Consider the following 24,979-nt stretch of genomic DNA (forward strand, 5'->3'; position numbering starts at 1 on the left):
CGGGCGGGTCACTCCCCGCCGGTGGACGACGCCTCGGCGGAACGGGACCGGGCGGTGGCCGGTTCGGACAGGAGGTCGGAACCGGCGATGGTCCGGGCCGGTGCGGTGGCCGGGTGCCTGGATTCCCCGACGAGCTCGGACAGTTCACATGTGTCCGGCAGCGCGGCCGTCTCGGTCGCCTGCTGCTCCGGTTCCGTACGCGGCTCGACGGCCGACTCGATCGGCCACTGCCGCGCCGGCGCTCGGCGTGCGCGGCGCCGGTCCGCCCGGACAGCCGCGGCGACCGCCCTGCCCAGCGGGGCCGAGTCCGCGCACAGGTCGAGTTCCGGGGCGGTGACCCGGCCGCGGCCGCTCACGCGCAGCGCCCAACTGTGCCCGGCCGCCGGGCCGTCGGCGAGACAGACGACGGTGCCGGTGGCGGCGAGCGCGCTCAGCCGCCGGGCCTGTTCCAGGGTGGGGGAGGCGCAGACCACGACCGTGATCGTGGCGGCGACGGCCTCCTCCTCCGTCGTCGCGGCGGGCGTGTCCTCCAGTCGCCGCAGCACCGAGTCGAGCGGCTCCCCGTGGTAGTGCGGGTGGACGCCGTCCGTGACGGTGACCGAGGCTCCGCTGCCCGGCCGGTCCAGCTGCGCGGCGAGTGCCTGGAGCAGGCGGAACCGGGTGGCGGCATCGCCCTCGACGGTGATCATCCGGGGTCCGGCGGCCAGGTCGAGGTGCACGCACAGGTCGTCCGCCATGCCGACGGCGACGGGCAGTGGCCGCACCCGCGCGCCGACGCGGGGCGCGGCGTCCGGCAGCGACTCCTCGTCGTCCAGGCTCAGACTCCAGGCCTGCGTGCCGAGCCCGTCGGCGACCTCCCACGGAGCGGGCGGGTCGGACAGTCCGCGGGCCGCGATCTGGACGGCGGCCCAGCCGGGTTCCGTCCGCAGAGCGTAGGCGAAGGCTCCGGGCACATCGCCGAGCGCCGCTGCGGCCGCGTCCAGCAGCCGGCGTACGAGCAGGCCGGACCGCGGATCGCACAGGTGGCGGGAGAGCGCCCGTACCCCGCGGCGGTGGCGCCGGAAGGCGCGCAGCGGCTCGCCGAACGCCCGCCCGGTCAGGGCGAGTTCGCGGGCGACGCTCCGTCGGAACCGCCGCCAGCCGCCCCGCTTGCGCACCACGTGCCGCAGCAGCAGGAACAGCAGCAGGAGTACGGCGACGATGACGATCACCGTCGTCACCAAGGACGAGTCGGGCTTGGCCAGCGAGATCAGGTGGCTCTGGGTCGGTATCCGGGTCATGCGGCCACCAGCGCACCCTCGGGATGGCGGCGGCGCAGCTCCCGTATTGCGTGATGCGTGCGGGACTTGACCGTGCCCGGCGGGATGGACAGGGCGTCCGCGGCATCCGGGCCGGTCCAGCCCAGCACGTAGACGTAGAAGAGCACCTCGCGGTGCGGCAGGGACAGGCGGGAGAGGGCGTGCACGAGGAAGCGGCGGTGCACCACCTGGCCGATCGGGTCGACGGGCTCGGCGTGCGACTCCAGCAGCTCCTGGTGGTACTCGGGGCGGACCTGCTCGCGTCGTGTCCAGTCCACCACCAGGTTGTGCGCCACACGGAACAGCCAGGTCCGGCAGGGCGACCAGTCCGGGGGCTGGTCCGCGCTGCTCAGCCAGGCGCGCAGCAGGGTCTCCTGGACGAAGTCCTCGGCGCGCTGCCGATCGCCGCCCATCAGGCGGGAGACGTAGCGCAGCAGAGGCCCGTGGTGCCGTTCGTAGAGCTCACGGAAGGACGCGTCGCTCGTGGGAGCGCTCCCGCCGCGTCTGTGCGAGCTCTCGGCATCGTGGCAGGTGGTGGACGTACTCATGTGGTGCCTCCCCCGGAACCGGCGTCCGTGTCATGAGCCGGTCTGTTCGGGCGCCGCGGGCGCGGCGAGTGCTGAGCGGAGTGAAATACGTGAGTTCAGGTGACACCGCCGCCACAAGCGGAAGCGGTAACTCCCTTTGTGGCGGCGAGTCTATGAGCGTTTCCGTGAGCTTCAACCCCCTTTAGATGAACGTGACCTTTAACCTGCGAATACGATCAGGGCGAATGGGAACTGTGTCCCATTCGCCCCGATTCGATATCACTTGTTGGATATCAGGCGGGGATGCCGCCGGCGATCTGGCTGTCCAGGTCGCGCACGGAGCTGGCGATCTGCTGGAACTGCTTGGCGAACTCGGTGATGTTGTTCACCGCCTGGGTCACCGACGTGTTGAAGTTTGCGTAGGACTCGCGCAGCTTCGGGCTGGTCTGCGCCAGTACCAGGCCGTCGCCGAGCAGCGCCTCGACCTCCCTCTGGAGATCCGACAGCTGGGGGACCAGCGTGGAGCTGACGGCGTTGTTGAGCTTGGCGGCTGTGGCGTTGACCTGCTCTTCGTCGACGTGAGTCTTGGCCATGGGGCCTCCTTCTGTTGCGGTGCGCCCGGTCTCGACCGGATGTGCGCCTGGGTGAGGGAACTGCCGGGCCCGCGGATACGGGCCGTGGGGACCCTGCGGGCGCCAGGGGGTGGGCGCCCGCAGGGAGTCATGGGGTGGGAAGCCGGGCAATGGGAGGCACGTCCGTCCGCGGGACGGTCACTGCCAGTTCTCTCCGAGCGTCCCGAGTGGGGGTTCGTCGCCGTAGCGGGTGTGCTGGGTGCTGGATTCCTTCAGATACCAGGTCCCGCTCCGGTTCTTGTACCAGACCTCTTGGATCTCGTTGTTCGCGTCGGCGACGTAGCGTGTGGTGTCCGTCGTGACGACCCTGAGCTCGGAGCCGTCCTCGCGCATGTAGTCCGTCCGGACGTTGCCGTTCGGCAGTTTGATGTCCATCGGGGGGGAGAAGGAGTCGTCGGCCGGGCGGCCTGCGCCGTCGACGAGCGGCTTCTCGACCGTCAGGTACGCGGGCGGCCTGCCCGCGCCGTGCGGGACGTTCTCCTCGCCTGCGGGATCACTGTTTTTGTCCCAGCCCAGAGTCCACTCGCCGTCCGGCGTCTTGCGCCACGTCTGGAGCGGGACGCCGTTGCCGTCGGTGACGTAGCGCATCGCTTCCCCTGAGCCGTCTTCGGGATGCGCGTCCACGTACACCTTGGTGACCGTGCCGTCGGAGCGGTGGGTGGTCGTCACGGAATCGCCCTCGCGGGGAAGTGCTCGGTATGTCTCGGTGTACGACAGCCCGTTCTTGTTGGTGATCGTCGTCGTCGTCTCGACCGGGTTGCCGTTCTTGTCGACCTCGATCTCACCGTTGGCGTTCAGCTTGTACTCGATCTTCGTGTGGCCGTTGTCGTCGTCCCGCTCGTAGGTGGTGGGTACGGCGGGCGGAGGGGTCTCCGCCGGGCCGTCCGGGCCGAGTTCGCGGTTCATGTGCAGCGGGTTGGGTTCGCCGCTCTCCGGGGTCCAGGCCGGCTTCTTCGCCACCTCTTCCTGCTCCTTGGCGTAGGCCTTCTGTATCTCCTCGGCCCGCTGCCGCAGCGGTTCCTCGTCCTTGTCGAGCTGTTTCTGCGCCTCTTCGGTCGCGGCCTGGTCCTTCCACAGGTCGTGCTGCTTCTTGTCCAGCTCGCCCCATTCCGGGGTGAAGGCGTCCTGTTCCTTCCGCAGGGAGTCCCGCTCCAGGTTCAGGTCGTTCTGCTCCTTCGCCTGCTTGCCTTCCAGGGTCTGGCGCGCGGCGTTCTGTTCCTTCGAGAGGTCCTGCTGCTTGCGCTGCAACTCCTCCGCCTGCTTGCCGAGAGGTTCCTGCTCCTTCGTGAGCGCCGCCCGCTCCTTGTCCAGGGCCTCCTGCCGCGCCTGGAAGGGTTCGAGCGCCTTGTCCTGGTCGGCCCGCAGCTTCTCCAGGTCGTCCCACTTCTGCTGGAGGGGCTCGCCCTCCTGCTTCGACAGTGCGTCCTGTTCGGCCAACAGGGCGTCCTGCTTGCGCTGCCAGGCGTCGAGTTCGCCCTGTGTGACGCCCTTCTTGCGCAGCAGGGCGTCCCGTTCCTTCCAGAGCTCCTTCTGCCTCGCGGTCAGCGTGTTGCTCTTGGCGTCGTAGGCGTCCTGCTGCTGCTGGAGGCTCGCCTGCTGCGCCATATAGAGAGCCTCCTGCGCATGGCGCTGGTCCGACTCCTCCTTCCACAACTCCTGCTGCTTGCGCTGCAGTTCGTCCTGGCGCTGCCGCAGCGGCTCCTGCTCCTTCTGCAGGGCTTCGGATTCCTTGTTCAGGGCGTCCTGCTTCGCCGCGAATGCCGCTTCCTGCTCCGCGCGCTCGGCCTTCTGTCGCCGCCACAGCTCCTGTTGCCGCTGGGTGAGTTCGTCCTGGCGCTGCCGCAAGGGCTCCTGCCGCTTCTGGAGCTCCTCCTGCTGCTTGGTGAGGTCCTCCTGGCGCTTCGCCTGGGCGTCCTGCTCCTTCTGCAGAGCCGCCCGCTTCTTCTCCAACTCCTGCTGCTGTCGCTCCAGGTAGAGCTGCCCGGGTCTGTGCCGCCGCTCCACGTTCGCGGCCTCGGCCTGTTTGTAGAGGGCGTCCTGCCGCTGCTTGTATGCGTCGTTCGCCGCCTTGACGTTCTGCCGCTGGTAGGCCGCCGCCATCGACGCGGCGCCGGCCGCCGTCTGTGCGTCGGAGTCGTAGAAGGCCTTCCCGATCTCGTCGAGGAGGTTGCCGAGGTCCGTCATGACCTGCCAGCCCTCGGTGAACGCCTTCTTCCAGGCGGTGGAGAAGTTCGCCAGTTCCTCCGCCGTCTCCTGGCGGGGCCCGATGTCACCGGCTTCGAAACTGTGCTTCACACCCGCGGGGATATCCATTTCATCCCGGAGATGCCAGATCTGGCGGGCGAGGACGTACATCAGATCGTAGTCGATCGATACGCGGGTCACGTAATTCCGTCCTTTCTTCCGGTGTTCGGGCCGAGGGCCAGGAATGTTCGTGATACCGAACAAACGGTGGCATCGTGTCCGACCTGTAGACGCAGAGACGGACCCGAAAGGTTCAAAAGAATTTCCGCCGGAACCTTACTGACCAGCAGGTATGTGGTTTCGGTCACTTCATTGAACCGCTGATCCCCTTGAATGCGTCACCAGGAAGTCATCCGCATGCAAAGGGCCGACCCTTGCGCCGTGGACACCTTGGAGGACCTTGTGGCCAGCCCTGGCGACTGGAATCAAGTGGGGTACGGCGGAAATCCCGTCGCCGGGAATCCTCGTGTCCTCGACGGCTTCACACGGGATTTCCGCCTGCTTCGGGATCTGGCGGGTGACGTCGACGCCGGCCTCGACAACATGCTGCGCACCGCGTCGGACGGCGGCTTCGAGGGAAAGACGGCGGACGCTCTGCGCACCTACGTGAAGCAGTCGCTCAAGAAGTTCATGGCGAACGCCCACAGCGCCTTCGACCTCGCGGCCTCGGCCACGGCCAGATACGCGAACGCACTGCGGGAGGCCCAGGGCCGGGCCGAGAGCGCCGCGGCACGAGGCGGCGCGGTGGCGATCCCGCCGGCCGGCCTGGTGGGGAAGGACGCCCCGCCCCCCGCGGAACTCACCGCCGCGAAGAACGACATCGCGGCCGAGGTCGACTTCATCACCGGTGAGGCCAAGATCCTCGAGGACGCCCTCCGGTCGGCGGCCGACATGGTGTCCTCGCCCATCGCGCCGCCGAAGAAGAGTTTCAAGCAGAGGTTCATCGAGGGGCTCTGGAAGGCACTGGAGATCGTCACGATCGTGGTCTCGATCGTGGCGATGATCGTCGGCGGCCCGCTGGGGCTGCTGGCGTTGGGCCTGAGCGCTGTCCTCTTCTTCAAGGCGCTGGTGGACTACCGCCAGGGCAAGATCAACGGCCTCGGCCTCGGCCTTGCCTTCCTCGGCATGCTCTTCCCGTCGACCAAGGGCCTCACCACGGCCGGCGGACTGATGCGCATGCTCAAGGCCGGCGCCAGTATCGGCGCGAAGGGTGCCGGCAGGGCCCTCTCCGCGGGAGGCCGTCTCGTGCTGCAGGCCGGCAGACTCGTGATGGCGCCCCGGACGATGGCCGCCCTGACCGGCCAGGGGCTGTGGAAGCTGTTCCAGGCCGGCGGCCGCATGTTCGCCACCGGCATGTCCCGGCTGCCCGGCCTGCTCGCCGGCACGCCCCGGGCCTTCGCGAGCGCGATGCGGACGGCCGGCGGCCTCGCCAGGGGCGCGGTGCGGTGGGGGCGGTTCGCGCTGCGCCGCGACTTCTTCATGGCTACCGCTTTCGTCGGCGGAGGCATGGGCCGACGGCTGGGCGTCTACGCGCTCACCAACGTGGGCCGGGCCTTCGACTTCGTGCTGTCGGCGCTCCTGCCGCTGCGCTACTCCGAGCTCGCCAAGTTCGGCTTCCGGGGTGCCTGGCGCATGGGCATCCTCGAACGCGGCCTGCTCAGGAAGCCCCCGATCGGCGGTGCCCTCGGCAGGGCCGCGGGTTCTGTCGCCGGCGACCTGGCTGCGAGGACCGGCCGAGGGCTGCGCACCCCCGACGCGCCGAGGCCGCTCGGGGAACAAGGCAGGCTGGTCGTGCCCGGCACCCCGGCCTGGGACGACGCGGTCGACGCGCTGACCGAGTTCACGCCTGCGCCGGCCGCGCTGCCACGCTCGACCGGCGCGAGCTCGCTGCCCCGCGTTCCCGGGATGCCCTCGGGCCGGTTCTCCAGCGCCTTCGACGACCTCGTGGAGCCGGCCGCCTTCAGGGACCTGGACGCCCTCGGCTCCCGCTCCGGCCCCCTGCTGCGGGGCGGCGGCATCGATGTGGCGGACCTGGGCGCCGGTGGGCTGCTGCCCCCGCAGTTCCGCAACGCCCTCGACGCCCTGGACGACCTCGACGAGTTGGCCGGGACCGGCACCGCCGTCCGGTCCCCTCTGCTGGAGCAGCCGCAGAGCGCGGTCGCCCGACTGCGGGACCTGGACGCCTTCACGGGCATGGACCGCACCGGGACCGGCCTGCTGAAGCCCATGGACGAGCTGGCCGAGCTGGCGCCCTTCAGCATCGACGGCAACTTCGGCGGCCTGACCACGGGCCAGCTGCGCAAGATACTCGACGGTGAGATCGACCTGGTGGACGTCGTACCGGACGGGGTGATCCTGCGCATCGGCAAGACGGACCCGGTGAACGTCCATGTCGGGCTGAAGGACGAGGTGACGGTCCGCGTCCTCGACCCCGACGACCTGGGCACCGGCCCGCTGGCAGGGAAGTTCACCGGAGTGGACTCGCCGGCGGGCCTCGGCTTCAAGCTCGACGAGCTGGCCCGGCTGCTCCCGGACAGGCCGGGCGAGCTGGGCCGGGCACGGGAGTTGCTGGGGCTGGGGCCGGTGAAGACCGACCTCGTCACCAAGCCGGTTTCCGCACAGCCCGGGTTCCCCCCGCTCACCCTGCGCGAGATCATCACCGGCGGAGCCGTCGGCAAGACCGGCGCCGAGCGCTTCCAGGCCTGGGTCAGGGCACAGAACGCCGCCGTCGACCTCGACACGGCCGGCCAGAAGCTCGCCCAGGTCGCCGACCTGCCCCACGTGTCGCCCCTGCACCGTGCCGAGGCCGAACTGGACCTGAGCGCGGCCGAGTTGAAGTTCAATCACGCGCGGCTCGAATTCGACCGGCTCGGCATGAACCTGGACACCGTCCGCCAGAACATCACGGTGATGATGGTCCGCCTGGAGGGTCCGGGGGCGCACCTGCCCGTCGGCGAACTCCGGCTGCTGGACGACCTGGCACGGCCCACCGGGCAGTGGATCACGATGGAGCCCGGGGAGCAGATCACCTACGTACTCAGAACGGACGCCGGGATCGTCCCGGACGTCAAGGTGGAGATGGTCGACGGCCACTTCACCGTCACCGCCCCCGACGGCATAGTCACCAGGTTCGGCCCGGACGGCGCGCCCCTGCGCGTCGACGTCCCAGTGCGCCCGGAGGTGCCGGCGGGCCCGTCGACGGTCCACGGCGCCGATCCGGCACAGGTGGACGTGCCGGTCGTGCCACAGGTCCACTGGCTGGTGCGGCAGGACATGGACTTCGCGGCGTCGAGCCTCAAGTCCGGCATGAAGAGCCATCTGACCTCCGACGGCCTCGTACCGGTCAAGATCGACGGCACCATCAATCCGCTCCAGGCGGTGTCGACGACCAACGCCAAGGCGTTCAAGGCGGAAAGCCCGTTCACGGCCTTTTCCCCGCCCGGCAGCATCGTCAAGAGTTACGGAAACCAGGAGATCGGACTCGATCTGATCGCCCTCCGGAATGACATCAACGCCGGGGTCGAGAACGTCAGGAACATCGAGATCCTCTCCACCACCAAGGTCCAGGACAAGATCCTCGAACAGATCCGGAACAAGACCGAAGTGCTCGATCTGGAAGTCCCGTCGACGTTCACCCACACGACCGGGAACAAGGAGATCCAGGAGTTCCTGGCCAAGAACGGCGTCGCCAAGCGGGTGGCCGCCAACGTCACCGCCGATATCAAGACCCTGTTGCAGGTGCGCCGGGACAACACCTGGCTGATCAAGGGCGTCATCCCCTCGGACTACCTGAGGGGCCCGTATGCGACGGTCGACTCCCTGAAGCACGTACCGGCCGCACCGAGCACATCACTCACGGCCCCCACGAACGCACTGGAATCGGCGGGCCGCGCCTCCGGATCCGGGCTGCCGCCGGTGGAAGTGCGCAAGCCGGTCCTCAAGTCGGACGACTTCTACATGTCCAACGTCGACCTTGAGGACCTGCGCGGCGTCAAGCTCGTCCGGCAGGACAACTTCCACATGGTCCAGCAGGACCTCAAGGGGCTGCGAAAGTCGTACTTCGATCCGGACGTCGGCATGATCCCCGCCAACCCGGAAGGAAGGACGACCGCGTTCCAGCATGTCGCCGGCGCGGAGAACGCCACGCGAAAGAGCAACAGCCCTTTCACCTCCTTCGCCGAAATCGGCAACCACAAGGTCTACGGCGACATGGAGTTCACCCTCGACGCCTACAGGCTGGGCGTGGACATCAAGGCCGGACGGCTGCCGGACGTGGGGATTCTCCCGGCCAAGGATCTGCAGCGGCTGATCGCCGACCAGATCGAAAGGACCATCGGCAAACGCCTGGACTTCACCTCCGCGCTCAGCGGGAACAGCTCCCGGCAGGACGTCCTGAACTTCCTCAAGAGCCACGACGTCAATCCGGCCAAGTCCAACAAGTTCGTCGCGGATGTCCGGGTCCTGCTCAACACCACCCGTGACCAGGAATGGCTGATCAAGGGCGTCATTCCCAGGAGCTATCTGGAGGGTCCGTACCCCAGGGCGGGAGCCTCCTCCGGGATCGGTGACGCGCTGTCGGCCGGCTCGCTCCGGGGTCTCGACGAGGCCGCCGGCAAGCTCCGTCTGTCGGACACGTTCAAGGCGGACTTCGAGGTGAAGCCCGTCTTCGCCGAACTGCGCGGCCCCGAGGGCTTGAACTCGGGCACTCTGCGCATCGGCGAGGTCGGCCCGACCGGTGAGCGCGTGGCCTTCGACGGCCCGGCGGTCCCGGCCGCTCCCGTCACCGCCACGACGCCGCCTCCGGCTCCGCTGGCACCGCCGCGGCCTCCCGCCGTTCCGTCCGTTCACCCGGTTCCTCACGCTCCTTCCGCTCCCCCCGTTCCGCCGCTCGGCAAGGGAATCGTGGGAATGGCACCGGTTCCACCGCCCTCCGCGGGCGCACACGGGTTGGGGTCGGGACTGGATGCCGGGACCCCCGTGGTCAGGCACGCACCGGGCGGGGACACCTCGCACTGGGTCATCGACGGCAAGGCGACGTTCGGACGCTACAAGATCAGGAACACCGAAGACGGCTCCGTTTCCCTGGTCTCCGCCAGCGATCGCGCGTGGGCGACCCTCGACAACGCCGCCGCCTCACGCCAGGTGTTCGAGGCGGAACAGCTGAAGAGGGCGGCCGAGCAGCTGAAGAAGGCGGATCTGCAGGAGGGCGGGAAGTACCTGAGCTCGGGGTACCGGTCGATCAATCCGCTGCTGGCCGCGTTCGAGGAGGCCGGATACACGGCGGCACAGGTGCGACATGTGGGTTTCGACTTCTCGGACCGGGCCGCGGACGTTCTGGAGAACTGGAAGCGGGTGGCCACGGAACGCGGGTACGCGTCGCGGGAGGTGACGGAGTCCTGGGACTTGCAGGACCTCCACAGGTGGCATGACAGCATCAAGGCCATCCACCGGGCGTGGGACGACTTCCCGTCCCCGGTGATCCCGGGCAACACCGTGGTGCGCGGCGACAGTCAGCAGATCTTCTCGTCGTTCGACGGGATCCTGGATCCGGCGCACTACCCGGGAGGCGGGTACCACGACGTCGGCAGGACCATCTCCTGGCCGGGGATCATGTCCACGACCACGGGCAGTGCCACCACGCACAACTTCGTCAACTCGAAGGCACTGATCTGGAAGTTCGACGTGCCGGAGCAGGGTCATCCGGGCCGGGTACTGGGGTCGGAGAACCTGGCCGAGGCGGAAGTGACGTTCCCGGTCAACACCCAGATCAAGATCAACCAGGTGTTGGTGCGGGACGGTCACTTCGCGCAGGAACTGATCGGCGAGTTCGGTGACAAGGCCAAGGTGATCGTGTTCGCCGACATCCTTCCCGCCGGCGGTGCGGTCCGCGGGGTCGGTGACGAGCTGGCCGGCAGCCTCCGCGCAGGCGACCCGTTCACGACGAACATGACACGGCTGGACCGGTTCGACGCTCCCGCGCCCCGCACTGAGACGGTGCTTCTGCGTCCGGAGCAGGTCGCCGGGACGTCGCACATGCGGGTGGAGTGGGACCGGGCTCCGCTGGAGGGGGGCGGTTTCACGCTCACCGACGAAGCGGGCGGTGCGCGCCTGGTGTTCGGTGCGGACGAGGCTCTTCAGTTCCGCGACTACCGGGTGCCGGGGACGGACGGTTTCCTGCGGTTCGAGGCCGCGCCGGGTCCGGACACGCTGCCGCGGTGGGTCGGTCCGGACGGGGTGCCGCTGGCCGGGGGTGTGGCGACCGAACCTGTCAGGGGCGCGCTCGGTGTCGTCACCGGGGTGAAGGTGGGGACGCCGGACGGGGCGTGGGTCGCCCGGTTCGACCTCGACGGCACACGACTGTCCGAGGAACTGCGGCTCTCCGGCCACGCCGGCGGTGCACTGACCGACGCACGGCTGGTCACGACGTTCACCCGAGGGCCGGGCGGTGAGATGGTGCCGACCCTCCGGTTGACCGCGCCGGGGCTGGGTGACGGGGCCTTCTCCGTCGTACGGCTGCCGGGTGGTGACGCGGCCGGGCGGCTGCCGGCCGGGGGCTTCGCGGTGACCGACCTGGCGACCGGCGACCGGTTCGTCTTCGACCGGGCGGGCCGGTTCGTGGACCTCCCTGCGGACGCGCCGCCGATACGGCTGGACGCTGCCGGGACGACCCTGCCGGAAACGGCCGGAACGACCCTGCCGGACCCGAACGTCGGCCCGCTGACGGCCGTCGACGACTTCGGCGGCCCGCTGTCCGAGCGTTTCCCGCTGCACTCCGTCCCCGAGCACAACCCCCTGGACGGCGGCGCGATCGACCTGCCCAGGATCGAGCTGCCCGGTGCCGACGCGCCGGCCGTCGCGCGTGCGGCGGACGTCACGCCGCCCGCCGGCCTGCCCCTCGCGCGCCTGACCGAGTTCCAGGACGTGCCGCTGTCCGGCGCGGGCGACCTGGCCGGGCTGGAGTTCCGGATCGTCGGCGGTAACGCCGCCGACGGCGTGCCCGGTACGTTCCGGCTGGACGTCACGCAGGCCGTCCCGGCGCCCCACGGGCCGGGACCGCAGCCGCGGTTCACGGTGGAGCGCCTGGACAGCGGCGCGTTCCGCGTCACCGACCCGGCCGGCACCACCCGCTGGGAGTTCAGCGCCGGCGGCGAGTTCCTCGCCCGCGAGACGGCGCTCGTCGACCACGATCTGGGGCTGCCGTCCGGGTTGTGGTTCAGGACCACGGCCACGACCACGACGGACGGCATCACCTCCAGGATCGTGGGGCTGGTCGGTCCCCGCGAAGTCACCGATTCGTTCCCGCTCACCACCATCGACCGGTCGCTTCAGGACCGTTTGCCGGGCGGCTTCACCCTGACCGACAGCGTCACGGGCAGCCGCTTCCACTACGACGCCGACCTCAACCTCGCGTTCCGCGACCTGCCGGCCCATGACGGCTCCGGGTTCCTGCGCTTCACGGAGGGCGCGCCCGATGTCCCGCCCGTCCGGCTCGACGACCTCGGCGGCTCCTCGGGCCTGGACGACCTCGCCGGGATCTTCCAGCGCACCCTGGACGAGGCATCGGGCGGCGTGCGTCCGATGCCGGATGTCGCCGATCTGTCCCTCGGTGCCGTTCCGCACCTGTCCGGCCTGGACGATGCCGCCGCCCTGCGACTGTCCGACGCCCTCGGAGAGCACGGCGACCAGTGGCTCACCCGGCTGAACCCGGGCGACGCGCCCGACCTCGACCTCCGCGCGGCCTGGCGAACCCTGGACGAGCACTGGACCGGGCTCCTGGAACGGACGCCCGGGATCCGGCTGACCGGCGCGGACGACCTCGCCGATCTTGAGATACGGGTGGTGCGCGTACCGTCCACCGACTCGGCACCGGGCTCCTTCCGCCTCGAACTCCTCGACCGTGCCCCGGCGGCGGACGGAACGGTCCGCGGCGCGGACTTCACGGTCGAACGGATCCCGGACGGCGGGTTCGTCATCACCGACCCGGCCGGGAACACGACGTGGACCTTCGCCCAGGACGGCTCTTTCCTGGGCCGCGAGGCCGTGCTCACCGGGGAGGGACTCCCCGCCGGCCTGCGGGTCTCGGCGACCCGCAACGAGGCGGGCGGGTTCACGCAGGTCGATCTGCTCGGTCCTGACAGTGCCGTCAGGTCGCTGCAGGTCACCGCGCCGGAGGGCGCGCTCGCCGGGCGGCTGCCCGGTGGCTTCACCCTCACCGATACCGTCACCGGCAGCCGCTTCCACTTCGACCGGACCGGGGCCCTCGTCTTCCGCGACCTGCCGGCCAGTGACGGCTCGGGCTTCCTGCGGTTCACGGAGGGCGCGCACGGGGCGCAGCCGACTCGGCTGGTGGACCCGCTGTCCGAGCGCTTCCCGCTCAGCTCCATCCCGGAGGAAGACGTCCTCGACGAGGGCCTCACCGACATCTCCCAGCTCTTCGACCGCACCCTCGACGAGGCATCGGGCATACGGGCCGCCCTGCCCGAGGAAGCGGCAGCGGCGGACCTGTCGTCCATCTCCGGAGCCATGGAGTTCCTGCATGCCGCACCCGACTCCCACGCCATCCAGAACCTGGACCTCCTGCGGGTGCAGCAGCTCGCAGGCGACGCCACCGACTCGCTGAACAGGTTCCCCGGGCTGCGGCCCGAACTCCTCCACGACCAGCTCCGCCACATGACCGCACAGGCCCACGAGGGCATCCGGCAGGGCGCCGCCACCGTCATGCGGGAGTACCAGAACCTGCCCCTGGCCACGCGCCTGGAGGACCTCCAGGGCGGCAGCAGCCGCGTCTTCGGCGACTTCACCGTCACGCCGACCCCGCACGGCGGCCCCGGCGGCAGCCGCTTCACCGTCACGCACACACCGACGGACCTGACCACCGGCTTCGGCCCCAACCGCGAGCTGCTCTACCGGGAAGTGTTCGTCCGGGGCGGCCCCGCTGAGCTCGACGGGACCAAGCTCGGGCTCACCGGCCGCTCGACCGAGGGCGGTTGGGCCCCCGACTCCTTCCAGCTCGTGGGCACGCATGTGGCCGACGACGCGTTCACCCTCACGCGACTCGACCCGAACCTCCCGACCGAGGTGCGCGGCGGCTTCACCGTCACCGACGCCGCCGGTACGACGAAGTGGCACTACGGCCCCGAGGGCACGCTCGCCCTGAGGGACGTCCAACTCGTCGGCGGCCGGGGCGTGTTCCGGTTCGAGGCGGCCGCTCCGGACGGGGTGCCCCGGGTCCTCGACACGTCGGGCAACGCGTCCCTGACCCTGCGCGCGGAGCGGCTCGACGACGGCCGTATCGCCCTGATCCACACCGGGCCGGCCACCCAACCGCTGGAGCGGACCGTCTTCGACGCGAGCGGTGGCAAGCTGCTGGAGGAGACCGTCGCCATCCGCGGCAGCGGAGGCAAGCCCACCGGCTCGTACTGGACCATCGACCACGTGACCGGCAAGGGCGTCCGCGTCGACGGCGACCGCACCCCGTTCACCGGCCGCTTCGACACCGCCAAGCTGGAGACGTCTCCCACCGGACAGTTCAAGCTGACCGGCAAGGAGCCCGGCAAGGTCACCCTGTTCGAGTACGAGGTCCTCAAGAACGGCAACACCCTGCACATCGCCCGGGACCGCTTCGGTCACGCCCGCTGGACCGAGTTCGACGACGCGGGCAACCGGGTCCGGTCCGGCGAGCGCATCGGGGACCCGGACCAGCGGACGTACCACGACGTGCCGGACGGTTCCTGGCGCCTGCTCAACACCTCCGACGTGCGCACGTACCACAAGGCCCTCGACGGCGGCCTCGTGCGCGCCGAGAAGGGGGCCGACGGCCACTGGACCTGGCAGCGCTTCGACAAGGACGGCGTGGAGGCGCTCTCCGGCACCCGGCACTGGAGCGCGAACCACGTCGGCTTCAAGGACACCTTCCTCGACCCCGTCACGGGCCTGGAGACGGTGGCCCAACGGCGTGGCCAGACCTGGCCGTTCGGCGGACTGCACGGCTCCCGGATGTACCAGGAGCACTCACTGCTGCCCGGCCACGCCCCGGCCGGAACAAGGATCGACCCCGGCACATATGTCGGTCAGGGCCCGGCGAACGCGCAGATCGAGAGCCTGGAGACGCTGGCGGACGGCGGCAGCCTGCTCGTCAAGCGGTTCGCCGACATGCGTCCGCCCGCCTTCATGTGGAAGGGAGCGGCGGGCCGCAACCCGTTCGACAACTTCTTCGCTGACCTGTTCGCGGGCGACTCCCTGCAGCGCGTGAGCCACTGGACCCAGACCGCTGCCGACGGCACCACGGTGACCGGTGTCCGGCTCAACCCCTCGGGCGCCAACTGGGTCGACGTCGACCAGTTCGGCCGCGTCGTGCGGGAGAGCCGCAAGCTGGACGACGGCAGTGTCATCGAGGTCGGGCGCAGCGCCGACGACGCCACGCGCTGGGCGCCGCTTCCCGAGTTCCGCGAGGGTGCCCCGTACGAGCTGCACTGGCGGAACACGACGACCGGCGAGACCGGCACGCGGCACGCCGACGGCGTCGGAGGGTGGCGGGACGTCTTCACCGACGGCGAGGGCGTCGAGCGCGTCCGGCTGCGCAGCGAGGGTGCCGGGACACGCGAGTACCTCTTCGAGGCACCGACTCTGCGGGCCCTCGCCGCAAACGACCGCGTGGGCATCTGGGTCGACAAGAACTCGCTGCTGCACGTCACCGGTCGGCGGGACCTGGTGGGTGACGTGTTCGTCGAGTCGTCCGGCAGCCCCTACCGCACCAGTTGGACATGGAAGACGTACGACTCCGCAAACCCGGCCACGGTGCTCGACGAGGGCATACGCAAGCAGAACCGCGGCTCGCTCTACTCACGCACCTGGGACGACTCCTTCGTCGACCTCGACCGGCTCGGCAACGTGGTGCGCGAGCGCAACGCCACCGACGTCAATGCCTCCTGGGTCGACGCGGTGCGGCAGCCCGACGGCACCTACATGTGGACGAAGACCGCCGCCGACGGCACGGTCCACTCCGAGGGCGTCCGGGTGTACGACGACGTCGCGAAGGGCCGCTGGCGGGACCTTATCGACGATCAGGTGGTCCGCAGCAGGGACGGCGGCCGGGTGCGCGAGTACGCGTACGAGATCGTCACCCCGCAGCGCCCCGCGTCGCCCGCGGTCGACCTCACGCGTGCGACGACGCTGCGCGATCTGCTCGACCAGTCAGCGCGCCACTTCGAGACGCCCAGCACGGTCCGCGTGGACCGGGAGGCCTGGAAGGAGTACGACCTCGGCAAGGTCTTCCGCGAGCGCGTCAAGGTGGACGGCGATCCCGTCCGCTACCGCGAGGTCGACAAGCAGTGGGGCCAGTGGCGGGAGTACCAGAACGGCCATCTGGTCGAGCAGCGCGTCTTCGACGGACGGGTCTACCGGACCGACCCCTTCGGCCGACTCAGCATGTCGGGCCCGGCCGTCATGCCCCACTACCTCGCCGGGGTCCTGCCCAGGGTCGGCGGCGAGGTCGGCCTGCCCGGCGACCGGGCCTGGCAGCTCATCGGCCGGGAGTTCGACTACCGCGGCGCCGACATCGAGGCCCTCGGCTATCTGCGAGAGGTCCAGGACCCGTGGCACGGTCTGTTCCAAGGGGTCAGGAACGGCGAGTCCGTCGAGATGCCCATGTGGCAGCGCGAGCTCCGCAGCTTCCTCACCTCGTTCAGCACCGGCTTCGTCACCGACTTCACCGCGGGCCTGCTGATCACCGAGCTCACCAACAACGGCAGTCTCAAGCCGGAGGACGTCTTCAAGGCGCTGCTGTCCGGCGCGGTCGGCGGCACCTTCAGCGGCGGACTCAACACCCTGTACAACCACACCCCGCTCGGGTACTTCAAGACCAGCTTGGGCGCGCGCGACTGGGGCGCTCATCCCAAGCAGGCGTTGGCAGGCAACACCGACGACTGGGTCACCGACTGGGCCGCCTTCGAGAAGCCCACCCGCTGGCGCAGCGCCACCTACGCCAACACCGTGGGCCTCGCGACCGGCGCGCTCAGCGGTTTCGTCAGCAACGCCATCAGCGCGTCGGTGTTCGGGGTCAACGGCAACGAGGTCCAGGGCGTCGACGCGCTGCGGGCCGGCATGTGGGGTGCCGCGGGCTCGCTGTTCGGCGGGGTGAGCACCGGCCTGGCACGCAACGCCTGGCACCTGGCCACGGGCTCCCGGGTCTTCCACAAGGGCGGCCTCGGCGAACTGGGCATGAACTGGGTCGAGTCCGCGCTGTCCCGGTACATCGCCTTCCAGATCAGCCAGGCGGACAGCCAGAACGGGGGCCACCTGCCGTCTCCCGGCCGGGCGTTCCCGAAGCCGGCCACCACCCCCGCCGCGCCACCGCCACCACCGCCTTCGCAGCCCCCGGCCGATCAACCCGACGCACCAGTCGAGGGATTGGAGCTCCCGTGACCGTCACCGCCATCCCTGCCGTGCACCGGGTCGCCCCCAAGGGCCGCGGCGCCCACCGCAGCATCACCGCCGCCGTACGCGCCGCGGCCGACGGCGACGAGATCCGGATCGCCCCCGGCGACTACGTCGAGGTGCTGGTCCTGGACCGCGCGGTGAGCCTGCTGCCGGACGAAGGGCCGGACCACGCCGTAAGGCTGCTGGCGGCGGACCCCGGCCGACCCGTCCTGGAGATCACCGCACCGCACGTCCGCGTCGACGGAATCGCGCTGACCGGCCAGGACCCGGCCCTGCCCGCCGTACTGGTGGCGGCCGGCGGCCTGGAGCTGGACGGCTGTGAGATATCCGGCGGCCGGGTCGAGGCCGGCTCCGACGCCTCGCTGTCGCTGCGCGACTGCCGGGTTTCCGGTGCGGCCCTGGCCGGGGTGCACGCGAACACCACCGGCCGGACCGAGCTGATCGACACGTTGGTCGAGGACGTCGACGGCACCGGAGTCGTCCTGGGCTCCGCCACGACGGCCGACCTCCTCGGGCTGACGGTCCGGGACGTCACCGGATCCGGGGTCCGCGTACGGGGCCGGGCCGCGGCCGTGCTCCGTGACTGCCGTGTCACCGGCCCCGGCCGCAGCGGGCTGCTGATCGAGGACGAGGCGTCCGTGGCCGTGCTGGACTGCCGGTTGGAGGAGACCGGCGCGGAAGGCATACGGGTGCTGGGAAGTTCCCGCCGTCCCGAGGGGAGCCCGGGGCGTCCCGAGGCCGCCGACGGGGGTGTGGTCCTCGCCGACTGCCAGGTGCTGCGTACCGGCACGGACGGGGTCGCCGTCTCCGGCACCGGGGACGTCCTGCTCCTGACCACAGGGATACGGGGCGGCTCCGGGGCCGGCGTGAGCGCCGACGACGACAGCACGGCCGTACTCGTCGACTGCCGGGTGGACCGGCCGCACGGCTCGTGCCTGGTGGCCCGGGGCAACGCACGGCTGTCCGCCGAGGGCACCTCGGTGCACGGCAGCCGGGCCAACGGCCTGCTGGCGGGCGACCGTTCGCGGGTGACCCTGGCGTCGAGCGATGTGACGGACTGCGGTTTCAGCGCCGTCCATGCCTGCGACGACTCCCGGCTGTCGCTGAGCGACTGCCGGATCGGCTCCACGCCGGAACACGGCGTCCGGGCCACCGACCGGGCCGAGCTCACCGTCGAAGGCGTGCGCATCAGCGACTGCGGACTCTCGGGCCTCCAGATCGACTCGGCGGCGGCCGCCCGGATTCGCGGACTGTCCGTGCTGCGCGGCCGCACGGGGATCAACGCCGAGTCCGCCGGCACGGTCGTCCTGGAGGAGTGCGACGTCACGCAGGCCGAACGCGCCGGCATCACCTGCGGACCCGGCGCCACGGCCGTGCTGCGGGACTGCCGGATCAGCGGTACCGGCACCGCGGGCCTCGTGATCGGCGAGCGCGCGACACCCAGCATCGAGGACTGCACCGTGCGCGACGCGACCGGCTCCGGACTGGTCCTGGGCCCCGCGGCCGAACCACGCGTCAAGGCCGTCACCGTGGCCCGCACCGGCAAGAACAGCCTGTTCGTCGGTGAGAAGGCACGCGGCACCTTCGAGGAGTGCGTCTTCGCCGGCGCCGGCCGCGACGGCGAGGCGTTCCCGGCCGTCCATATGGCGGCCGGCAGCGCGCCCGTGCTGCGCGGCTGTGTGGTGCGGGACGCGGAGGAGGACGTCGCGGCGGAGAAGGGAGCCCGTCCGGTGTTCGACGGCTGCGTCTCACGCGACGTGACCAACCCCGCCCTGCCCACCGGCCGCGCCGAGGCGCTCGCGTCCGCCGAGGGCGGCGACACAGCCCCGGCGACCCAGGCGCGGGAGACCGAAGCCCCTTCTGAGGACACCTTGGAAGACCTGCTGGCCGAACTCGACGGACTGGCCGGTCTGGACCGGGTCAAGAACGACGTCTCCTCGCTGGTGAAACTGATGCAGACCGTGCGCCGCCGCGAGGAGATGGGCCTGTCCGCACCCCCGCTCAGCCGCCACCTGGTCTTCACCGGCAACCCCGGCACCGGCAAGACCACCGTCGCCCGCCTCTACGGCCGTATCCTCGCCGCCGTCGGCCTCCTCGACCGCGGCCATCTGGTCGAGGCCGACCGCTCCGCCCTGGTCGGCGAGTACGTCGGCCACACCGGCCCGAAGACCACGCGCGTCTTCGAACAGGCCCGCGGCGGCGTCCTCTTCGTCGACGAGGCCTACACCCTCACCCAGTACGCCGGCACCAACGACTTCGGCCAAGAGGCGATCGCCACCCTGCTGAAGCTGATGGAGGACCACCGCGACGACGTGGTGGTGATCGTCGCCGGATACCCGCGGGAGATGGAGACGTTCGTGCGCTCCAACCCCGGTCTGGCCTCTCGCTTCAACCGCACGCTGCTCTTCGAGGACTACGGCTCCGCGGAACTGGTCAGCATCGTGGAGCACCAGGCGGCCCAGCACCAGTACGAGCTCACGCCGACCACCCGCGAGGCCCTGACCGCCCACTTCGACACGCTGCCCCGGGAACGCGGATTCGGCAACGGCCGCGCCGCCCGCCAGTTGTTCCAGACGATGACGGAGCGTCAGGCCTACCGCGTAGCCGAGCTGCCCGACATCTCTGAGTCGGACCTGATGACACTCACGCCGGAAGACCTCCCGTAGGGCGACCCGGCCCGCCCCCTCTCGAAGCCCACCCCTAAGGACCCGCCTCATGCCGCAGACCCCCGTTCGACCCACCCGCTCGGACGGCGAGTTCGCCGACCTGTTCGCCCGCAAGGCGCGTACCCCGCTGCGCGGCTTCCTGCCCGGCCGCAGAGTCTGGAACGCCGTCGGGGGTTGCGCCGCCGTCGTCCTGGTGATCACGGGCGCCACGGCGATCGTCTCCCAGATCGACTTCAGCAGCGGAAGCGAGGACACGGTGACCACGGCGGCCGAGAAGAAGGACGCCGTGCAGGACAAGGCCCCTGTGGACAGCGGTACGCCGAGCGCGCCCGCGTCCTCGGCCGCACCCGAGCGGCAGGAACGGGACAAGGGTCCGGCGGTGGTCTATCTCCCCGCCCCCGGCGGCGGGGGCGCCGGCTCCGGCGGCTCGGACCGGACCGACGACGGCGGTACGACCGGGGCGGCACGGACCTCCGCGCCCCGGTCGACGGACACCTCGCAGCAGGCGCCGGCCGGCTACCTCTGGTCCGACGCCGTCGTGGAGGGCGACTCCAATGCCTACTGGGACCAGAGCCGCGTCACCGTGCAGACCACGAAGACACTCAAAAGCCTCAAGGTGGTCGTCAAGATCGTGCAGACGGGCGGCGTCGCCAGCACGGGCACCTGGACCAACCTCGGGGACAAGGTGTCAGTGGCCTCCGCGTCGAGCAGCGGCGAGCTGGACTACGTGGTGACGCTGAAGCCGGGAAACACCCTCGAGCCCGGCACCTACGTCTTCAGGTTCCAGTACAACCACAACCAGGGCAATCGTGACGCCGGCGGCGACCGCTACAACGTCACCGCCACCTCCACCGGCGGGGCCACCGAGTACCGCAAGGGCGGTTTCTGAGCCGGGAGCCGCCGACGGCCACCGGCTTCACGAGTGCGGCGCGATGTGGGTGTTGCGTGTCGAAGTGCTCCAGGGATCTTCCGGAACGCGCGTCGGCCGTGCACAGTCAGGAGCCGCACTGGACGGGTGCAGGCCACGTCGTCGGGAGGGCAGCCGATGGGAACACACCGCCCGGAGCGGCCGGACACCGCGTCCGCCCCCGCCACCGACGGCATCGGCCGACGCAGGTTCCTGGGGTACGTGGTGGCCGCCTCGACCTTGACCGTCGCCGCCCCGCTCGGCGAGACGCTCCTCGCACCCACCGAGGCCGCCGCGGCGGTCCCCTCGGTGCCGGGCCCGGCCGAGATCTACGACCTCAACGACATGCTCACCCACGCCGCGCTGCCCACGGCGAACCTGATCACCATCCGCCTCGACCCCGACGGTACGGCCTCCTTCGCCCTGCCGCGCGCCGAGGTCGGCCAGGGCATCACCACCTCCAGCGCCATGCTCATCGCGGAGGAACTGGACCTGCCGCTGGACAGGATCCGCGTCACCCTCGCCGACGCCCGGCCCGAGCTGCTGTTCAACCAGCTCACCGGCGGCTCCAACACCACCATCTCCACCTACACCCCGATCCGCGTCGCGGCCGCCGTGGCCCGTGGCCGGCTGCTGAGGGCCGCCGCGCTCGAACTGGGCGAGGCCGTCGGCACGTTGGCGGCGAAGGCGGGTGTCATCACCTCGACCGTGACCGGGAAGAGCCTCGGCTACGGCGAACTCGCCGAGAAGGCCGCCTCGGTGGCCACCGGCCAGGTCGCCGTAACCCTGAAGGAGCCCGCCGACTTCAACGTCATCGGCACCGCGCGACGGCGCATCGACGCCCTGGAGGCGGTCACCGGCCGCAAGAAGTTCGCCATGGACGTGCACGTGCCGGGCGCGCTGCCGACGATGGTGTGCCGACCGCCGACGATCAACGGCACCGTCCGCTCGGTGGAGAACCTGGCGCAGGTGCGGGCCATGCCCGGCATCACCGACGTCGTCCGCGTCTCGACCGGCGTCGCCGTGCGCGGCCGTACCTTCGGGCAGTGCATCGACGCGGTACGTGCGCTGGAGGTCACCTGGGGGCCGGGCACCGCGGAGGGCGCCTCCGACGACGACATCCGCGCCGAACTGCGCAGGGCCGAACTCCCGCTGCCGGGACTCGACTTGCTCACCAAGTCGGTCGACGCCCGCTTCACCTTCCACTTCGCCAGCAACAGCGCCCTGGAGACCAACTGCGCCATCGCCGACGTACGTGAGGACTCGGCCGAGATCTGGGCGAGCCTGAAGTCGCCGATCGTCGCCCAGGAGGACATCGCGACGAAGCTCGGCCTGCCGGTGACGGCGGTCAAGGTCCATGTGACCGAGGGCGGCGGCTCCTTCGGCCGCAAGCTCTTCCACGACGCCGCCGCCGAGGCCGCCGAGATCTCGCGGGCGATGGGCAAGCCGGTCAAGCTGATGTGGCACCGGACCGACGACTTCCGGCAGGGCCGTACCCACCCCATGTCCACCTCACGCGTGCGCGCCACCTACGCCCTCGGCCAGGTGCTCGCCTACGACCAGCGGCACACCTCCGTGGCGACCGACTTCGGTCACGGCGTCGGCGAGATCATCACGGCCGAGGCCGCCCGTCTGCCCGTGGGCGACCTCACCTTCTCCGAGACGGTCTTCGCGCTCACCCAGCAGACCCCGTACCACTTCGGCGTCGTCACCCAGCTCCTCAGCGAGACCGACAAACGCTTCAACACCGGCTCCATGCGCAACATCTACTCGCCCAACGTGCGGTGCGCGCAGGAGCTGGTGGTGGACGAACTGGCCAGGCGCATGGGCAAGGACCCCTACCGGTTCCGCCGCGCCTTCCTGAAGGACGAGCGGGCGCGGGCGGTACTGGACAAGGTCGCCGAGGTGGGGGAGTGGGGACGTGAGATGCCGGAGGGGACGGCGCAGGGCATCGCACTCCACCCCGAGTACCACGCGTACGTCGCGGTCCTCGCGGAGATCGACTGCCGTCCGGAGACCACCGGACGCGAGATCCCCGACGCATACACCGGGCCGCGCGTGACCAAGGTCGTGTGCGCCGTGGACGTGGGCCTGGCGGTGAACCCGAAGGGCCTCGAGGCCCAGATGATGGGCGGCATCATGGACGGCATCGCGATCACCCTCAGCTCGGGGCTGCACCTCGCGGGCGGGCACTTCCTGGAAGGCAGTTGGGACAACTACTTCTACACCCGCCATTGGAACACCCCACCGGAGCTGGAGATCGTCGTCATGCCGCCGACCACCGAGACCCCGGGTGGCGCGGGCGAGTTGGCCGTCGCCGGCGCCATGGCCGCCGTGGCCTGCGCCTACGGACGCGCGACGGGCACCATGCCGACGACGTTCCCCCTCAATCACGGCGAACCGCTCGGCTTCGAGCCGCTGCCCACCAGCCCACCGATCCCCGCGTCCCCCACCGACGGCCTCAGCCGCGCCTTCCAGTAGCCAGGAGCCACCGTGCCCGAACACACCTTCATCCTCAACGGCGAGTCCGTGACCGTGGACATCGAGGACGACGTACGGCTGCTGTGGGTGCTGCGGGACGTCCTGGGCGTCACCGGACCGAAGTACGGGTGCGGAATCGGCGTGTGCCAGGCCTGCACGAGCCACATCAACGGCAAGGCCTTCAACCCCTGTTCGGTCCCGGTGAAGGACCTGCGCCCCACCGACGAGGTCACCACCATCGAGGGCCTGCCCGCCACCGTCGGCAGCGAGCTGCACCCGATGCAGGAGGCCTGGCTGGACTACGACGTCGCCCAGTGCGGCTACTGCCAGCCGGGCCAGATCATGACCGCCGTCGCCAAGGTCCGCCTGGCTCGCGAGGAGGGCCGCGAGATCAGCGAGGCCGACCTGGACGAGATCCGCAACGTCTGCCGCTGCGGGACGTACCACCGCATCCGGGAGGCGATCGTGGCGGGAGCGAGGAAGTACTGAACGTGCCCCGCGGCGGCGGCCACGGGGCGACGGTGTCAGCAGGTGGGGCGCTGTGCGTGGGCCGGATCGAGGGCGTTGAACACCAGGCGCGTGGCGACGTCGTCGTAGCTGATGCCCGCGTGTTCGGAGAGATCGGCCGGGCAGAGGTCCTGCAGCTTGACGTTGGTGACGTTCGGGGCGGCATCGAGATAGGCCGAGGTGTACGGGGTGACCACCTCGTCGTACCGCGTGGCGATCACCGTGTAGGTGAGGTCCGGGTCGGTCTCGCCGCCCGCGTTGAGTTCCTCGAGGAAGTCCGAGCCGACGAGCTGCTGGCTGCACGCCTCGCAGCCCGCGCCGAGGAGCGTGGTGCCGCCCGGGATCGCGGCGGCGAGCAGGCCGAGACCCGAGAACGTGGTGCCGTGGTTGGCCGGGCTGAGGGCGACGAGTTTGTCGACTTCGGCCGCGCCCCCGAACCGCTTGACGTAGTAGCGCGACACCACACCGCCCTGCGAGTGGCCCACCAGGTCGACCTTCGCGACGCCGGTGGCCGCCCGGACCCGGCCGACGAAGTCCGCCAGCTGCCGGGCCGAGTCCCGCATGTCACCCGTGGCCTGGAGTGCTCCTGAACCACCGCCGTAGTTGAGCGCGAAGACGCAGTACCCGGCCTCCTTCAGCTGCGGCGACAGCGCCGCCCAGTTGTCGTAGCGGTTCTCCATGGTGCCGTGCACCAGCACGACGGGACGCGGACGGGCGGGGCCGGGGCGGCAGGCGAAGTCGTTGGCGCCGGTCGGTACGGCCGTGGGGTGGGCGAGGGAGTACGCGAGCGCCGACGGGAAGTCGTCCTGGGGCGGGCCGACCGGATCGGCCGCCGCGACCGGATCGGCCGCCACGACCGGCGCGACGTCGCTCGGGTCCGGGGTCGCCTGGGAGCGGTCGACGCCGACCACGCCGATACAGACGGCCGCGGTGAGCCCGGCCAGGGACGAGGTCACAAGGCGTCGGCGCCGGGTGCGCCTGAGTCTGCGGGTGCGCATGGTGGAGGCTCCTCTTGGTGGTCGTGGGGAGCGTCAGCGGATCCGTGTGGCCTGTCACAAGGGGATTGCATGGCAGGGGAATTGGAGCCTTGTCACAAGGGCGAGACACGGAAGCTACTGGCGCGTAACGTCGGGTCCACACTCGCGTCGCCCGCGGGAGCCGACCAGGAGAGCCGTGGAGGGAGGCGAGAAAGGTGTCATGGGCGTGACACTTTTGCCGAGCTGTGCCTCACCAGGGGCAGCTCCTGTGCGCACCACCGCCCCCCGTCGCCGGCAAGCGC

10 protein-coding genes are annotated in these 24,979 nt (G+C 70.6%); 5 read left to right on the plus strand and 5 right to left on the minus strand.

All coding sequences use genetic code 11. The annotated features are described in order from the left end of the window. Positions 1 to 8: 8 nt before the first annotated feature. The 4 genes from ACIBAG_RS14305 to ACIBAG_RS14320 form a co-directional block, all read right to left on the minus strand. The gene (locus tag ACIBAG_RS14305) at positions 9 to 1,280 is read right to left on the minus strand and encodes a hypothetical protein (protein WP_399104692.1); all 1,272 of its coding nucleotides are present in this window, start codon (positions 1,278 to 1,280) and stop codon (positions 9 to 11) included. Next, positions 1,277 to 1,846, minus strand: a complete 570-nt coding sequence (locus tag ACIBAG_RS14310) for a sigma-70 family RNA polymerase sigma factor (protein ID WP_126397557.1) — start codon at positions 1,844 to 1,846, stop codon at positions 1,277 to 1,279. The genes ACIBAG_RS14305 and ACIBAG_RS14310 overlap by 4 nt, the downstream gene beginning before the upstream one ends. A gap of 272 nt (positions 1,847 to 2,118) precedes the next feature. Then, positions 2,119 to 2,418 (minus strand): hypothetical protein, encoded by a 300-nt coding sequence (locus tag ACIBAG_RS14315; protein ID WP_399104694.1) that lies wholly within the window; start codon positions 2,416 to 2,418, stop codon positions 2,119 to 2,121. A gap of 177 nt (positions 2,419 to 2,595) precedes the next feature. Then, positions 2,596 to 4,842, minus strand: coding sequence for a hypothetical protein (locus tag ACIBAG_RS14320; protein WP_399104696.1), 2,247 nt, complete (start codon positions 4,840 to 4,842; stop codon positions 2,596 to 2,598). A gap of 240 nt (positions 4,843 to 5,082) precedes the next feature. Here ACIBAG_RS14320 and ACIBAG_RS14325 point away from each other — a divergent pair, with 240 nt between their 5' ends. The 5 genes from ACIBAG_RS14325 (at position 5,083) to ACIBAG_RS14345 (ending at position 23,682) form a co-directional block, all read left to right on the plus strand. Further along, positions 5,083 to 17,124: a hypothetical protein gene (locus ACIBAG_RS14325; protein WP_399104698.1), complete on the plus strand. Its 12,042-nt coding sequence runs from the start codon at positions 5,083 to 5,085 to the stop codon at positions 17,122 to 17,124. After that, on the plus strand, positions 17,121 to 19,805 hold the full coding sequence (locus ACIBAG_RS14330) for a right-handed parallel beta-helix repeat-containing protein (protein WP_399104700.1): 2,685 nt from the start codon (positions 17,121 to 17,123) through the stop codon (positions 19,803 to 19,805). Before ACIBAG_RS14325 ends, ACIBAG_RS14330 begins: the two co-directional genes overlap by 4 nt. A 49-nt stretch (positions 19,806 to 19,854) precedes the next feature. Continuing rightward, a complete protein-coding gene (locus ACIBAG_RS14335) occupies positions 19,855 to 20,694 on the plus strand; it encodes a hypothetical protein (RefSeq protein WP_399104702.1) in 840 nt (279 codons plus the stop codon). Positions 20,695 to 20,850: 156 nt separating this feature from the next. Then, entirely contained in the window at positions 20,851 to 23,193 is a 2,343-nt protein-coding gene (locus ACIBAG_RS14340; protein ID WP_399104704.1) for a molybdopterin cofactor-binding domain-containing protein, read from the plus strand. Positions 23,194 to 23,205: 12 nt separating this feature from the next. After that, positions 23,206 to 23,682, plus strand: coding sequence for a (2Fe-2S)-binding protein (locus ACIBAG_RS14345; protein ID WP_399104706.1), 477 nt, complete (start codon positions 23,206 to 23,208; stop codon positions 23,680 to 23,682). A gap of 35 nt (positions 23,683 to 23,717) precedes the next feature. Here ACIBAG_RS14345 and ACIBAG_RS14350 read toward each other — a convergent pair whose 3' ends face one another. Continuing rightward, positions 23,718 to 24,698, minus strand: coding sequence for an esterase/lipase family protein (locus ACIBAG_RS14350; RefSeq protein ID WP_399104708.1), 981 nt, complete (start codon positions 24,696 to 24,698; stop codon positions 23,718 to 23,720). Positions 24,699 to 24,979: the final 281 nt, after the last annotated feature.

Origin of the sequence: Streptomyces sp. NPDC051243 (genome assembly GCF_044455405.1) — a bacterium.
Classification (GTDB): domain Bacteria; phylum Actinomycetota; class Actinomycetes; order Streptomycetales; family Streptomycetaceae; genus Streptomyces.

What these genes read in the sequence shown, in the direction of transcription:
- ACIBAG_RS14310 (WP_126397557.1), bottom strand. Translation starts at nt 1,846, where the DNA reads ATGAGTACGTCCACCACCTGCCACGATGCCGAGAGCTCGCACAGACGC.
- ACIBAG_RS14340 (WP_399104704.1), top strand. Translation starts at nt 20,851, where the DNA reads ATGGGAACACACCGCCCGGAGCGGCCGGACACCGCGTCCGCCCCCGCC.
- ACIBAG_RS14350 (WP_399104708.1), bottom strand. Translation starts at nt 24,698, where the DNA reads ATGCGCACCCGCAGACTCAGGCGCACCCGGCGCCGACGCCTTGTGACC.
- ACIBAG_RS14335 (WP_399104702.1), top strand. Translation starts at nt 19,855, where the DNA reads ATGCCGCAGACCCCCGTTCGACCCACCCGCTCGGACGGCGAGTTCGCC.
- ACIBAG_RS14315 (WP_399104694.1), bottom strand. Translation starts at nt 2,418, where the DNA reads ATGGCCAAGACTCACGTCGACGAAGAGCAGGTCAACGCCACAGCCGCC.
- ACIBAG_RS14305 (WP_399104692.1), bottom strand. Translation starts at nt 1,280, where the DNA reads ATGACCCGGATACCGACCCAGAGCCACCTGATCTCGCTGGCCAAGCCC.